The 13,336-nt window shown below is 69.2% G+C and carries 13 protein-coding genes; 6 read left to right on the top strand and 7 right to left on the bottom strand.

The features are described 5' to 3' along the window. The first annotated feature begins 99 nt into the window (after positions 1–99). The 4 genes from nifK to C7444_RS14365 all read left to right on the top strand — a co-directional run bounded on the left by nifK (position 100) and on the right by C7444_RS14365 (position 2,916). Complete coding sequence (gene nifK / locus C7444_RS14380) at positions 100–1,659, top strand: nitrogenase molybdenum-iron protein subunit beta (RefSeq protein ID WP_110401545.1); 1,560 nt, start codon at positions 100–102, stop codon at positions 1,657–1,659. Positions 1,660–1,758: 99 nt separating this feature from the next. Next, positions 1,759–2,106 (top strand): 2Fe-2S iron-sulfur cluster-binding protein, encoded by a 348-nt coding sequence (locus C7444_RS14375; protein WP_110401544.1) that lies wholly within the window; start codon positions 1,759–1,761, stop codon positions 2,104–2,106. Between the two features lie 2 nt (positions 2,107–2,108). Next, on the top strand, positions 2,109–2,426 hold the full coding sequence (locus C7444_RS14370) for a hypothetical protein (RefSeq protein WP_110401543.1): 318 nt from the start codon (positions 2,109–2,111) through the stop codon (positions 2,424–2,426). 10 nt (positions 2,427–2,436) lie between these two features. Beyond that, positions 2,437–2,916 carry a hypothetical protein gene (locus C7444_RS14365; RefSeq protein WP_110401542.1) on the top strand — a complete coding sequence of 160 codons (480 nt, stop codon included), beginning with the start codon at positions 2,437–2,439 and terminating at the stop codon, positions 2,914–2,916. Positions 2,917–2,951: 35 nt separating this feature from the next. On the opposite strand, the gene tauD is transcribed toward C7444_RS14365, so the two are convergent. The 6 genes from tauD to betC form a co-directional block, all read right to left on the bottom strand. After that, a complete protein-coding gene (gene tauD, locus C7444_RS14360; RefSeq protein ID WP_110401541.1) occupies positions 2,952–3,836 on the bottom strand; it encodes a taurine dioxygenase in 885 nt (294 codons plus the stop codon). A gap of 46 nt (positions 3,837–3,882) precedes the next feature. Then, a complete protein-coding gene (tauC, locus tag C7444_RS14355; protein WP_110401540.1) occupies positions 3,883–4,782 on the bottom strand; it encodes a taurine ABC transporter permease TauC in 900 nt (299 codons plus the stop codon). Positions 4,783–4,787: 5 nt separating this feature from the next. Further along, complete coding sequence (gene tauB / locus C7444_RS14350) at positions 4,788–5,639, bottom strand: taurine ABC transporter ATP-binding subunit (RefSeq protein WP_110401539.1); 852 nt, start codon at positions 5,637–5,639, stop codon at positions 4,788–4,790. A gap of 45 nt (positions 5,640–5,684) precedes the next feature. Beyond that, positions 5,685–6,731 (bottom strand): taurine ABC transporter substrate-binding protein, encoded by a 1,047-nt coding sequence (gene tauA, locus C7444_RS14345; protein WP_110401538.1) that lies wholly within the window; start codon positions 6,729–6,731, stop codon positions 5,685–5,687. Between the two features lie 285 nt (positions 6,732–7,016). Beyond that, on the bottom strand, positions 7,017–7,973 hold the full coding sequence (gene choX / locus C7444_RS14340; protein ID WP_110401537.1) for a choline ABC transporter substrate-binding protein: 957 nt from the start codon (positions 7,971–7,973) through the stop codon (positions 7,017–7,019). A 6-nt stretch (positions 7,974–7,979) separates the two neighbouring features. Continuing rightward, complete coding sequence (betC, locus tag C7444_RS14335) at positions 7,980–9,524, bottom strand: choline-sulfatase (protein ID WP_110401536.1); 1,545 nt, start codon at positions 9,522–9,524, stop codon at positions 7,980–7,982. Positions 9,525–9,629: 105 nt separating this feature from the next. Between betC and C7444_RS14330 the strand changes: the two genes are divergently transcribed. Next, positions 9,630–10,541 (top strand): choline sulfate utilization transcriptional regulator, encoded by a 912-nt coding sequence (locus tag C7444_RS14330; protein WP_110401535.1) that lies wholly within the window; start codon positions 9,630–9,632, stop codon positions 10,539–10,541. Positions 10,542–10,562: 21 nt separating this feature from the next. On the opposite strand, the gene dbpA is transcribed toward C7444_RS14330, so the two are convergent. Beyond that, on the bottom strand, positions 10,563–11,966 hold the full coding sequence (dbpA, locus tag C7444_RS14325; RefSeq protein WP_110401534.1) for an ATP-dependent RNA helicase DbpA: 1,404 nt from the start codon (positions 11,964–11,966) through the stop codon (positions 10,563–10,565). 128 nt (positions 11,967–12,094) lie between these two features. Here dbpA and C7444_RS14320 point away from each other — a divergent pair, with 128 nt between their 5' ends. Then, the gene (locus C7444_RS14320; protein WP_110401533.1) at positions 12,095–13,303 is read left to right on the top strand and encodes a methyl-accepting chemotaxis protein; all 1,209 of its coding nucleotides are present in this window, start codon (positions 12,095–12,097) and stop codon (positions 13,301–13,303) included. The last annotated feature ends 33 nt before the right edge of the window (positions 13,304–13,336 follow it).

Below are 13,336 nucleotides of genomic sequence, written 5' to 3'. Positions count from 1 at the left end.
CCTGAACGGTGATCGGTGCGGCGCCCTGGCGCCGCCCGAGCACCCGAGAGCCGCCGTCACCGATCACCTCGTTCACCCTGTTTTGTCTGGAGAGCCACCATGTCCCAAAACGCCGACAAGATCCTCGACCACGAACTGCTGTTCCGCGAGCCGGAATACCAGGAGCTGTTCCGCAGCAAGAAGGCCGAGTTCGAGTTCAACCACTCCGACGTCAAGATCGAAGAGATCCGCGACTGGACCAAGACCAAGGAATACAAGGACAAGAACTTTGCCCGCGACTCCCTGGTCGTCAACCCGGCCAAGGCCTGCCAGCCGCTGGGCGCCGTCTACGTCGCCAACGGCTTCGCCAAGACCCTGAGCTTCGTGCACGGTTCGCAAGGCTGCGTGGCCTACTACCGTTCGCACTTCTCGCGCCACTTCAAGGAACCCACGTCCTGCGTCTCGTCGTCGATGACGGAAGACGCCGCCGTGTTCGGTGGCCTGAACAACATGATCGACGGCCTGGCCAACACGTACAACCTGTACAAGCCGGAAATGATCGCCGTCTCCACCACCTGCATGGCCGAGGTGATCGGTGACGACCTGAACGCCTTCATCAAGACCTCGAAGGAAAAGGGCAGCATCCCGGCCGAGTTCGACGTGCCCTTCGCGCACACCCCGGCCTTCGTCGGCAGCCACATCACCGGCTACGACAACGCGCTGCTGGGCGTGCTGCAGCACTTCTGGGACGGCAAGGCCGGCACGGTGCCCGCGCTCGAGCGCGTGCCCGACGAGTCGATCAACTTCATCGGTGGCTTCGACGGCTTCGTCGTGGGCAACATGAAGGAAATCAAGCGCATCTTCGATCTGTTCGGTGCCGACTACACCATCCTGTGCGATCCCTCCGACGTGTGGAACACCCCCACCGACGGCGAGTTCCGCATGTACGACGGTGGCACCACCAAGGAAGAGGTCATCCGTGCCCTCAACGCCAAGGCCACCATCGTCTTCCAGGAATACAGCACCGAGAAGACGATCAAGTACCTGAAGGAGAAGGGCCAGGAGGTCGTGGCGCTGAACGCCCCGGTGGGCGTGGCCGGCACCGACGAGTTCATCATGGCCATCAGCCGCCTGACCGGCAAGCCGGTCCCGGCCGTGCTCGAGCGCGAGCGTGGCCAGCTGGTGGACGCGATGGCCGACAGCCAGGCCCACCTGCATGGCAAGAAGTACGCCCTGTACGGTGACCCGGACCAGATGATCGGTTATGCCCGCTTCCTGCTGGAACTCGGCGCCGAGCCCACCCACGTGCTGGCCACCAACGGCAACGACCACTGGGCCAAGGCCGTCCAGGCCGTGTTCGACGCCTCGCCGTTCGGCCGCGACTGCAAGGTCTACCCGAAGCGTGACCTGTGGCACATGCGTTCGCTGATGTTCACGGAACCGGTCGACTTCCTGATCGGCAACACCTACGGCAAGTACCTCGAGCGTGACACCGGCGTGCCGCTGATCCGCCTGGTCTTCCCGATCTTCGACCGCCACCACTACCACCGTTACCCCACCTGGGGCTATGACGGCGCGCTGCGCGTGCTGACGATGTTCCTCGACGAGTTCTTCGAGACCCTCGATGCCAACACCATCGTTCCGGGCAAGACGGACTACAGCTACGACATCATCCGCTGACGCGGTTCAGGGGCGGCGCCCGTGCGGGTGCCGCCCTCGGCCCGCTCACCCGGCGGGCCCCTCCTCCATGCATCGAATACCCTTCATAGGCAGAGCAAGATGGCCAACGTGACTTTCAGTTCCCCGCGGATGAAGAAGGACATCACGGTCTATGCCGTGGCCGGCGACACCCAGACGCTGCTGGCGGTCGCCAGGAAGAACGAGATCCCGGTCGAGTTCGAATGCGAGAACGGTGAATGCGGCTCCTGCCTGCTGGAGGTCACCGTCCTGTCGGACAAGACGCCTCATGGCGTGGCCCTGACCGAGAAGGAGAAGACGGTGCTGCGCTTTGCCGGCAAGATCACCAAGGAACAGATCGAGCAGGCCGAGACCAGCGACATTCCGCCGCCGTGGCGTCTGGCCTGCCAGTTCGTCGTCCGCAACGAAGACATCCTGGTGAAGTTCTGACCATGGCCACCACCTACGTGAAGACCACGCTCGACGGCCGCCAGGTCGAGGTCATCGACGGCTGGCTGTGCCTGGACGGCAAGCAGGAGACCGACGCGCTGGTGGTGCTCGACGAGCACCCGAACCGCCAGGCCATCCTGAAGGCCTGCCCCAAGGCCACGCACATGGGCGGTCGCCTGCCGCTGAGCATGGCCGAGGCCTCGGTGGCCCAGGCCGCGATGCGTCGTGGCCAGGATCGCTTCGACGGCAGCGACCTCGCGGTGCGCGAGCGCCTGCGTCAGGCCGTCTGGCAGAAGGTGTTCGCCGAAGGCGCCGAGTGAGGCTCATGCGATGATCCACATCGTCGAACTGCCTGCCGACCTGCCCCCGCGTGCCTGGTTCGCCTTCGACGGCGAAGACCTGCGGCGCAAGGTGGCCACCATGCTCGACTGCGAGCCCTGGTCGATCTGGGACGTGACCAGCGCCCGCGAGATGCTGGAGATGGTCGACGCCGAGCCCGGCCAGGCCGGCGCCCGCGAACGCTTCCCGGCGCTCTGCGCGCTGGGCGAGGCCAACGGCTGGGACACCCCGCTCTACCGTGCCGACGCGCTGCTGGGCGACGGCATGCTGCAGGCCGGCGACGTGGACCTGATCCAGGCCTGTGCCGCCGCCCTGGGCCAGCGGGGCGCCCTCAAGCTCTACCCCGACGATTCCGCCGCGATGGCCGCCTTCGAGCGCGGCGACGTCGAGTTCGACACCCATGGCTGGAAGGCCCGCTGGGCCTTGCGCCAGCAGCTGGTCGAGCTGGAAGTGCTGGCCGACGACCACTGAGACGGGCTGCGGCCCCGGGGCCGCTCAGCGGCTGCCTAGCAGGGGCGGTCGCCCAGGATGGTCGCGCGGTGCATCACGCGGCGGTGCGGCAGGTAGTCCACGGTGGCGTAGTGCTGGGTCAGGCGGTTGTCCCAGAACGCCAGGTCGTGGCGCTTCCAGCGCCACCGCACCGTGAATTCAGGCTTGGCGATGTGGGCCCTGAGTTGCGCCAGCACCGCGTCGCTCTCGCTGCGCTTGAGTTCCATGATGCGGGTGGTGAAGCCTTCGTTGACGAACAGCCCGCGCCGACCGCTGACCGGATGGGTGCGGACCACCGGATGGATCTGCGGCGGATGGTCGGCCACCGCCTGTTCCCACTGCCGGCGCTCGGCGGGCGTGCGGGCGTAACGCTCGGCCGGGAAGGACTGCACGAACGAATGCTCCGCGGTCAGCGGATCCAGCAGCGCGCGCCAGGGCTCGCTCAGGGCCTCGTAGGCGGCGATGCCGCTGGCCCACAGGGTGTCCCCGCCCAGCGCGGGCAGTTCGCGGGCCGAGAGGATGGCGCCCATGGGTGGCGTGGCGATGAACGTCACGTCGGTGTGCCAGTTGTCGTTGTCGGGCAGGTTGTCGGCGTGGGTGTCCAGCACGATGATCTCCTCGGCCTCGGGATGCCTGGGGAACACCGGGTGCACATGCAGCTCGCCGAAGCGGCGCGCGAGGTCACGCTGCTGCACCGGGGTGACGGGCTGCCGCTCGAAGAACAGCACATGGTGCTGCAGCAGGGCGGCTTGAAGGGCGTCCCGCTGGCCGTCGCTGATGGGGCGGCTCAGGTCGATGCCGTGCACCTGCGCGCCGATGGCCGGGCCCAGCGGCTCGATGCGCAGGTCGTTCAGGGACGGCGGGGCGAGGTGCCCGTGCAGGGCGGGGTCGGTGTGGCTCATGGTGTCGGCTGGAGTCGGGGTCGGGACGGAAGTGGTGGTGCCGGATTCATGCCTTGCCCTGCCAGGGCACCAGGCGACGCTGCAGCCAGCGCAGGCTCAGCTCCATCACGAAGGCCACGGCGGCGATCACGCCGATGCCGGCCATCACGATGTCGGTGTTCAGGAACTGGGCCGCGGACTGGATCATGAAGCCCAGGCCCCGCGTGGCGGCCACGAGTTCGGCGGCCACCAGCGTCGACCAGCCCACGCCCAGGCCCACGCGCAGGCCGGTCAGGATGTCGGGCAGCGCGCTGGGCAGCACCACGTGGCGCAGCAGCTGCCAGCGCGTGGCCCCGAAGGACTGCGCGGCGCGCAGGCGTGTATCGTCGGTCTGGCCCACCCCCGTGGCCGAGGCGATCACCACGGGCGCGAAGATGGCCAGGTAGATCAGCAGCACCTTGGCCACTTCGCCGATGCCGAACCAGATCACGATCAGCGGCAGGTAGGCCAGCGGGGGCACCGGGCGGTAGAACTCGATCAGCGGATCCAGCGCCCCGCGGACCCGCGGGTTCAGCCCCATCCACAGGCCCAGCGGGATGGCCGTGAGGATGGTGGCGACGAAGGCCAGCCCCACCCGGCCCAGGCTGGCGCCCAGATGCTGCAGCAGGGTGGCATCGACGTAGCCCTCGGCGGCCAGGCTCCAGAGCTTCGTCAGCACCGCCCACGGCGAAGGCAGGAACAGCGGCGTGATCAGGCCCGCGCTGGTCAGCGCCGTCCAGATCGCCAGCAGCAGCAGCACGCTGAAGGCGCTGACGCTGGCGGGGCTGCTCCAGCGCGAGCTCCCGGTCGACGTCCCGGCGGGCGTCGCCTGCGGCACGGGCCCGGACTTGACGGGCGGGAGGGCCTGCAGGCTGGCCGAAGCCCGGGCGGCCGTCTGGCCGTCGTTCAGGGGAAATGCGGCACTCATGGTCTTCAGGCCTCCTGGGCGGGGTGGAAGGACACGACGGAGGCGGCGGTGGCGGCGCCACCGGGTCGCGCGCCGTCCTGCGCATGCACCAGCTGCAGCACCTCCTCGCGCACGGCGATGAAGGCCGGATCGGACTTGACCGACCGTGCCGGCTCTCCCCGCGCATGGCGGTGGCCGAAGTCCAGCGCCAGGTGGCGCGAGATGCCGGACGGCGAGCGTGACATCACGATCAGGTCGGTGGCGAGGAAGACGGCTTCTTCGACGCCATGCGTGACCACGGCCACGGTCTTGCCGCTGGCCCGCCACACCTTCAGCAGCAGCTCCTGCATGCGCTCGCGCGTCAGTGCGTCCAGCGCGCCGAAGGGCTCGTCCATCAGCAGCAGCGCCGGGTCGGCCGTCAGTGCGCGGGCGATGCCCACACGCTGGCGCATGCCTCCCGAGAGCTCCCACACCGCGTGGTGCTCGAAGTCCTGCAGGCCGACCAGGGCCAGCGACCGGCGTGCCTGCGCCTCCCGCTCGGCCTTGGGCACGCCGCGCAGCTGCAGCGCGAAGGCCGTGTTGCCGAGCACGTCCAGCCAGGGCAGCAAGGCGTCGTCCTGGAACACCACGCCGCGGTCGGCCCCGGGGCCGGTGACCTGCCGGCCATCGAGGTGGACCGATCCGGAGGTGGCGGGCACGAAGCCCGCGATCACGTTCAGCAGCGTGGACTTGCCGCAGCCCGAGGGCCCCAGGATGACCAGGAGCCGGCCCGCCGGCAGGGTCAGGTCGATGCCCGACAGGGCGTCCGTCTGGCGACGCGACGCGCCCCGGCCCGAGGTGTAGCGCACACCCACGTTGCGCAGTTCCAGCATGGTCATCCTCCTTGCGGTTCGTCGTTCGATCGGGCGTCGCCCGTTCCAGGCTCAGGGGGCCGAGCGGGCCAGCTTCGCTCCCTTGAGGGCGGCCTGCGCATGGCGGGCGGACACGTACGGGCCGTAGTCGGCCAGCACCTGATCGACCTTGCCCTGCTCCTTCAGGAAGGCGGCCGTCCTGGCCACGGCCTTCGCGGTGCCGCCGCCGAGCAGGGCGGGCGAGACCTGTTCCTCGAGCGTCGGGAAGCGGCTGCCGGCCAGCTGGTCGGCGATCTCCTCCTGCTTGGCCCCGGTCAGCCTGGCGATCTTCTCCAGGTTGCCGGTGTTGGCCACGTAGGCCTTGGGGTCGCGGCGGTAGGCCGCGTTGGCCTCGCCGGAGACCTTGACGAACTGGGCCACGAAGTCCGGGTTCTTCTCGGCGAAGTCCTTGCGCACGATCCAGGTGTCATAGGTCGGTGAGCCCCACTTGCCCACTTCGCCCGAGTGCGTCAGCACCTTGCCGCTGGCCTTGATCCGGCCCAGGGCCGGATCCCACACATAGGCCGCGTCGATGTCACCGCGCTGCCAGGCCGCCGCGATCTCGGGCGGCCGCAGGTTCAGGACGGTCACGCTCCTGGGGTCCACGCCCCAGTGTTTCAGCGCGGCCAGCAGGCTGTAGTGGGTGGTCGAGACGAACGGCACGGCGATCTTCTTGCCCTTGAGGTCCTTCGGGCCGTGGATGCCGGCGCCGTTGCGCGCCACCAGGGCCTCGGCCGACTGGATCTCGCCGCCGATGAAGATGGTCTCGATCGGCAGCTGGCGACTGGCCGCGGCGGCGAGCGGGCTGGAGCCGACGTTGCCGATCTGGATGTCGCCCGAGGCGATGGCCGTGATCACGTCGGCACCGGTGTCGAACTTGCGCCACTCGATCCGGGTGCCGGTGGCCGCTTCATAGGTCCCGTCGGCCTGGGGGACCTTGGTCGGATCGATGCCCGTCTGATAGGCGATCCGCACCGGGGTCGTCGTCTGGGCCAGCGTGCTGGAGGCGCCGCAGGCCAGGCCGATCAGTGCAAGCGCCTGCACGGCGGCACGGCGGGTGGGTGTGGGGCGGAAGGTCATGGGGTTCTCCAACGGGATGCGGGGGTGCGGGCGACTGTTGAGGACCTCGCCCGGTGGCGATGGACAGCAAGCAAGCCCGACGATACGGAGCCGTTGGTCGCGCAACAACGAAGCAAAGCGGCTTTGCTTCTGCGAAAAAAGACCAAGCGACCCCGCCCTGCCCCCGCCCCGCATGCCCCCGGCCATGCGTCCCCTGCCCCCGGCCTCCCCCCGTGGCCCGGCTCCCCTTGACCCGCACCCAGGCCGACCTGCTGCCGGCGAGCGCCGTCCGGCGCCCGGATCCGCTCAGTGCTGCGCGAGCAGCTTCTTCACCGCCGGCAGGCCGTCCTCGCCGCTGCGGGTGGTCACGCCGGCCAGCCAGGTCTCGAGCAGCGCCAGGTTGGCCTTGAGTTGGCGGATGGCGGCCGTGCGCGCGTCGCTCTTCTGCTCGAGCACCTCGGTGATGATCCGGTTCTCCAGGTCGACGCTGAACTCCATCTGGCTGAACAGGCGGCTGGCGTTGGGGCACTGCGTGGCATAACCGCGGCGGGCGACGGTGTGCACGGTGGCGCTGCCGTAGTTGGGGCCGAAGTAGGTCTTGTCGCCGTCCAGGTAGCTGATCTGGAACTTCGTGTTCATCTGGTGCGGCTCCCAGGCGAGGAAGACGATCCATTCCTTGCCCTTCTCCTTGCGCGCGACCTGGCTGAGCATGCTCTGCTCGCTCGACTCCACCAGCGTCCAGCCCTCCAGGCCGTAGCTGCGGGCCTCGATCATCTTCTTGATGTTCTGGTTGGCCGGCGAGCCCGGCTCGATGCTGTAGATCCTGCGGTCGAAGCGGTCGGCGTGGCGCGCCAGGTCCTCGAAGCTCTTCACCCCGGCGGCGGCCACGTGCGCCGGCACCGCCAGCGTGAACTTGGCGTTGGGCAGGTTGGCGCGCAGCACGCTCAGCTTGCCTTCCTTGATCAGCGGCTCGACCATCGGCTTCTGCGCCGGCATCCAGTTGCCCAGGAACACGTCGATCTGGTCCTTCTGGAGGCCCACGTAGGTGATGGGCACCGACAGGTTCGACACCTTCTGCTCGTAGCCCAGCGCCTGCAGCAGCACGCCGGCGACGGCGTTGGTCGAGGTGATGTCGGTCCAGCCCGGGTCGGCCATGCGCACCAGCCTGCAGGCCTCGGCATCGGCGGCCCGTGCCGCGGGTCCGCACAGCAGGGTGCAGGCCATCAGGCCGGCGGAAATGAACGTGGCTCGGGGATGGCGCATCGGGAACTACTCCAGGTTGAGGAACGGGTTCGACTTGACGGCGGGAAAACGGGCGCGGCTCTCGAGCGTGTCGAGATCGATGTGGTTGCGCATGTAGCGCTGGCTGGCGTCCTGCATGGGTTGGTGGTCCCAGGCGTGCGGGCGGCCGACCCGCTGGGCCTCGAAGTGGAAGCGCCGCCGCCGCTGGCTGGCCAGGATGCGCTGGTGCAGCGCGTCGAGGTCCCAGCGCGCTGCCACCTCGGCGCGGAACGTGGCCACCTGCGCGACCGAGCCCGGGTCGCCGGCCAGGTTGTGCCGCTCCAGCGGGTCGCGGCCCAGGTCGTAGAGCTGGTCGGGGTCGGCCGGGCAGTGCACGAACTTGTGCGCCCCGCGCCGGATCATCACGATGGGGGCGATCGCCCCTTCGCCGCAGTACTCGCCGATGGCCTCGTCGTGGCCGCCCTGCTCCAGCAGGTGGGGCAGCAGGCTGCGCCCGTCGATCGGCTCGGGGCCGGGCGGCGCCTGGCCATCGGTGGCCAGGTCCACGAACGTGGGCAGCAGGTCGGCCAGTGACACCGAGGCCTGCACCCGGTGGGGCCGGAAACGCCGCGGTGCATGCACGATCAGCGGGATGCGGCAGGCGTTCTCGAAGAAGCTCATCTTGTACCAGAGGCCCCGCTCGCCCAGCATGTCGCCGTGGTCGGCCAGCACGACGATGATGGTGTCCTCGGCCAGGCCGGCCTGCTCGAGCGTGTGCCGGATCCGGCCGAACTGCTCGTCGACGTAGGCGATCGAGCCGTAGTAGGCCCGCCGCGCGTTGCGCACCTGCTGCTCGGTGACGGGGGTCCGGTCCAGCGCCATCACGTGGCGCAGGCGCAGCGAGTGCGGGTCCTGCTGCTCGGGGCTCAACGTGACCTTCGGCAGGTCGATGTCCTCGTCGCGGAACAGGTTCCAGTAGGGCTCGGGGATGGCGTACGGGTCGTGCGGGTGCGTCAGGGAGACGACCATGCAGAACGGCCGCGGGTCCGGGTCGCGCGCCAGGTCGTAGAGCTTCTGCTGCGCGGCGAAGACCACCTCGTCGTCGAAGTCGAGCTGGTTGCTGCGGATGCAGGTGCCCGCGTCGATCACCGAGCCCATGTTGTGATACCAGCTGGGCCGCTCGTCGGGGTGATCCCAGTCGGGGGTCCAGCCGAAATCGGCCGGGTAGATGTCGGTGGTCAGGCGCTCCTCGAAGCCATGCAGCTGGTCCGCACCGCAGAAGTGCATCTTGCCCGACAGTATGGTTCGATACTGTGCGTGGCGCAGGTGATGGCCGAAGGTCAGGACCTCCGATGGCATTTCCGAGGCATTGTCGAAAGCCCCGATCCGGGAGGGCAGTTGGCCCGACATGAAAATATATCGGGAGGGTGCGCAAAGGGGGCTGTTGCAGTACGCCGATTCAAAGACGACACCGCCTCGTGCCAGCGCGTCAATATGTGGCGTCTTGCTGACGGTATTCCCGTATGCAGCCAGTGCACTGGCGGTCAGCTGGTCGGCCATCAATATCAGGATATGGGGCTTGCGGGTGCTCATCGACCAGGCCTTGCATCAGTGGGTTTTATGGGTTAATTTCAGTCTAGCACTGGGGTTTCTGCGGTGTGAAGCCGGTATTTTTTAATGCACGCATAACGGATCGATATGGCAAACCAACGTCGGCTGCCGCCGCTGCAGAGCTTGGTATTCTTCGAGGCAGCGGCCCGCCACCTGAGTTTCACGACGGCGGCGCGGGAGTTGGGGTCGAGCCAGCCGGCGGTCAGCCAGCGCATCGGCCTGCTCGAGGAGGACCTGGGCCTGCCGCTGTTCCGGCGAGAGCATCGCGGGGTGTCGCTGACGGCCGACGGGGCTTTTCTGTTCGAGGCGGTCCACGCCAGCCTCGGTGGCCTGGGCGAGGCGGTGAACCGGCTGCGCGCGCGCCATGACCGGCAGGTCCTGACGGTGGTCACCGACTTCGGTTTCGCCACCTACTGGCTGATGCCGCGCCTGGCGGCGCTGCGGGCGTCGATTCCGAACATCGACGTGCGCATCGTGACCTCGCAGAACGAGTTCGACATCCGCGGCGAGCCGGTCGACGTGGCGATCGCCTTCGGCAGCGGCTCATGGCCGGGCTGCCAGGCCGAGCGGCTGTTTCCGGAGGTGGTGGTGCCGGTGTGCAGTCCGGCCTTCCTGGCCCGGCACGGGCTCGAGGGCGAGCCGGCCGCCCTGGGCGGGCTGCCCTTGCTGCATCTGGAGAGCGCCGAGCCGGCGCGCTGGCTGACCTGGTCCCACTGGTTCGCGCTGCACGGCCTGACCACCGCCGCCGAGCGCCGCGACCTGACGCTCAACAACTACGCGCTGGTGATCCAGGCGGCCATCGCCGGCCAGGGCGTGGCGCTGGCCTGGTTGCCGCTGGTCGACGAGCTGATCCGCAGCGGCCAGCTGGTGACCGCCGTCACCCGGCCGGTGCGCACCGAGCGGGGCTATTTCCTGGTCCAGCCCCACGCGCTGCGCTCGTCGGGCCTGCTGGCCGGGTTCAGGCAGTGGATGCTGGACGAATGTGCGACGGCGGGCTGATCCCGACCGCCGCCCCGGGGCTCAGAGCCGCCGCACCTTCACCGACTTGCCCTTGACCTTGCCTTCGTTGAGGCCGTGCAGCGCGTCCTTGGCGATGCTGCGGTCCACCGCGACGTAGGTCGAGAACTCGTTGACGTTGATCTTGCCGATCATCGCACCGGGCAGGCCCAGGTCCTTGGTCAGCGCGCCCAGCACGTCGCCGGCGCGGATCTTCTCCTTGCGCCCGCCCAGGATCTGCAGCGTCACCATCGGCGGGCGCAGCGGCTCGCCCGCGGACGACGGCGTCAGCTCGCTCAGCGGCTGCCACTGGCTTTCGCGGCCCTGCATCTGGTCGATGCGGGCGACGCGGTCCATCTCGTCGAGGCTGGCCAGGCTGAAGGCCCAGCCGTCCTCGCCGGCGCGGCCGGTGCGGCCCACGCGGTGGGTGTGCACCTCGATGTCGGGCGTGATGTCGACGTTGATCACCGCCTCGAGCTGGGCGATGTCCAGGCCGCGGGCGGCCACGTCGGTGGCCACCAGCACGCTGCAGCTGCGGTTGGCGAACTGCACCAGCACCTGGTCGCGGTCACGCTGGTCGAGGTCGCCGTGCAGCTCCAGCGCGACGATGCCCTGGGCCTGCAGCAGGGCCACCAGCTCGCGGCACTGCTGCTTGGTGTTGCAGAAGGCCAGCGTGCTGGCCGGGCGGTAGTGGTCGAGCAGCCGGCTGACGGCCTGCAGGCGCTCGTCGTCCCTGACCTCGTAGAAACGCTGGCGGATCTTGCTGGTGTCGTGGCGCTCGGTCAGCTTCACCTCCTGCGGCGAGCGCATGAAGCGGGTGGCCAGCTTGGTCACGCCGTCGGGGTAGGTGGCCGAGAACAGCAGCGTCTGGCGCTCCTTCGGGCAGTGCTGCAGCACCTGGGCGATGTCTTCGGCGAAGCCCATGTCGAGCATGCGGTCGGCCTCGTCGAGCACCAGGGTGTTGAGCGCGCCCAGGTCCAGCGTCTGGCGCGACAGGTGGTCGAGGATGCGCCCGGGCGTGCCCACGACGATGTGCGCACCGTGCTCGAGGCTGGCGATCTGCGGGCGCATCGTCGTGCCGCCGCACAGCGTCAGGATCTTGATGTTGTCCTCGGCCCGCGCCAGGCGGCGGATCTCCTGCGTCACCTGGTCGGCCAGTTCGCGCGTGGGGCACAGCACCAGCGCCTGCACCGCGAAGCGGCGCGGGTTCAGGTTCAGCAGCAGCGGCAGCGAGAACGCGGCGGTCTTGCCGCTGCCGGTCTTGGCCTGTGCGATCAGGTCCTTGCCGGCCAGCGTCAGCGGCAGGCTGGCGGCCTGGATCGGCGTCATGTGCGTGTAGCCCAGGCGCTGCAGGTTGTCCAGCATGGCCGGGGGCAGCGGCAGGCCGGAGAAGTCGGGGGCGGCGGAGGCGGAGGTCTCGGAGGTCATGCACGATTGTCGCGGATGCGCCGCGCCGTGCCGCCGGCGAGGCCGGGTGGCCTGCCCACAATTGGCCCGTCCGCTGCGGCCTTATCGGTGTTTTGCCGGGGGTGCGCAGGCGTTGAAATGATAGAACGATGAATCCGTCTCCTGTTTCAAGCCTTTCCGTGGCCTCGCCGGGTCGATGGCCGGGGCGACTGCTGGGCCCGTCGGCCCGGGCGCGTGTCGATCACCTGGTGGGCGCGGTGGCGATGTTCCTGCTGGGGGTCGCCAGCGCGGCCCCGGAGGATGCCGGCCTGCCCGGGCTGGCCGGCGGCCTGTGCCTGCTCGTCTGGATCGTGCGCCGGTCGGCGGCGATCGGTGCCGCGCCCGCGTCCGCCTCGGCGGTCACGCCGCCCGACTGCGCGGCGGTGCAGGGCCTGGAGCAGCTCGACCAGCGCATGCGCCGCCAGCTCGGCCACGCCGTGGACCTGTCGGGGACGGCTTCGCTGCGCATGATCGGGCAGGTCAATGGCCTGCGCCAGTCGTCCGGCCAGCTGATGAACTACCTCGACACCGCCCGCGTGCAGAGCGTGCAGATGCAGGACGAGATCGAGCGCAACGGCTCGATCGTCGCCGAACTGGCCGCCTTCGTGCAGCAGCTGCCGCAGCAGATCGAGCAGGAGCGCCGCTACCTGGAGCAGCTGGTGTCGGAGGTCCGCGGGCTGTCGGCCATCACCGACACGATCCGCGGCATGGCGCGGCAGACCGAGATCCTGGCCATCAACGCCGCCATCGCCGCGGCCCAGGCGGGCGAGGCCGGACGGGCCTTCGCGGTGCTGGCCGGCGAGGTGCGCCGCCTCGCGCTGCAGTCGAGCACCGCGGCCGAGTCGATCGGCCAGAGCATCCACCAGCTGGTCGAGACGGTGCAGCGCCGCAGCCAGGGCGACTTCGCCCAGCAGATGGTGCACAACGAACACGAGTCGGCCCGCCTGCTCGCGCTGACCGACAAGCTCGACGAGGGCTACCTCGACATGCGCCAGTTCTACGCGATGCTGCTGACCGCGATCACCGAACACAACGTGGCGCTGGACCGCGACATCGGCGAGCTGCTCGATGCGGCCCAGTACCACGACGTGTTCAAGCAGATCGTCGATCGCCTGAACCCGTTCTTCGACCGCCGGCACGACCTGCTGGCCGAGCTGGTCGGCCAGCTGCGCCGCGGCGCCAGGGACACGGCGGCCGTCGAGGCCCGGGCGCTGCAGCTCGCCCACGAGTACGCCGAGGCCGAAGCCGCCCATGGGGACGGCGGCCCCGCCGCGGCCGGCGGTGCGAACCCGTCCCTGCCGCGCATCGAACTGTTCTGACGGTTCCAGCGTCCCTCTCCCTTCCTCTTCTCC

The sequence above is a fragment of the Sphaerotilus hippei genome, from assembly GCF_003201595.1.
Lineage (GTDB): Bacteria > Pseudomonadota > Gammaproteobacteria > Burkholderiales > Burkholderiaceae_C > Sphaerotilus > Sphaerotilus hippei.
Note: the sequence above shows the minus strand (reverse complement) of the source record. Positions and strands in the feature narration are given on the sequence as shown.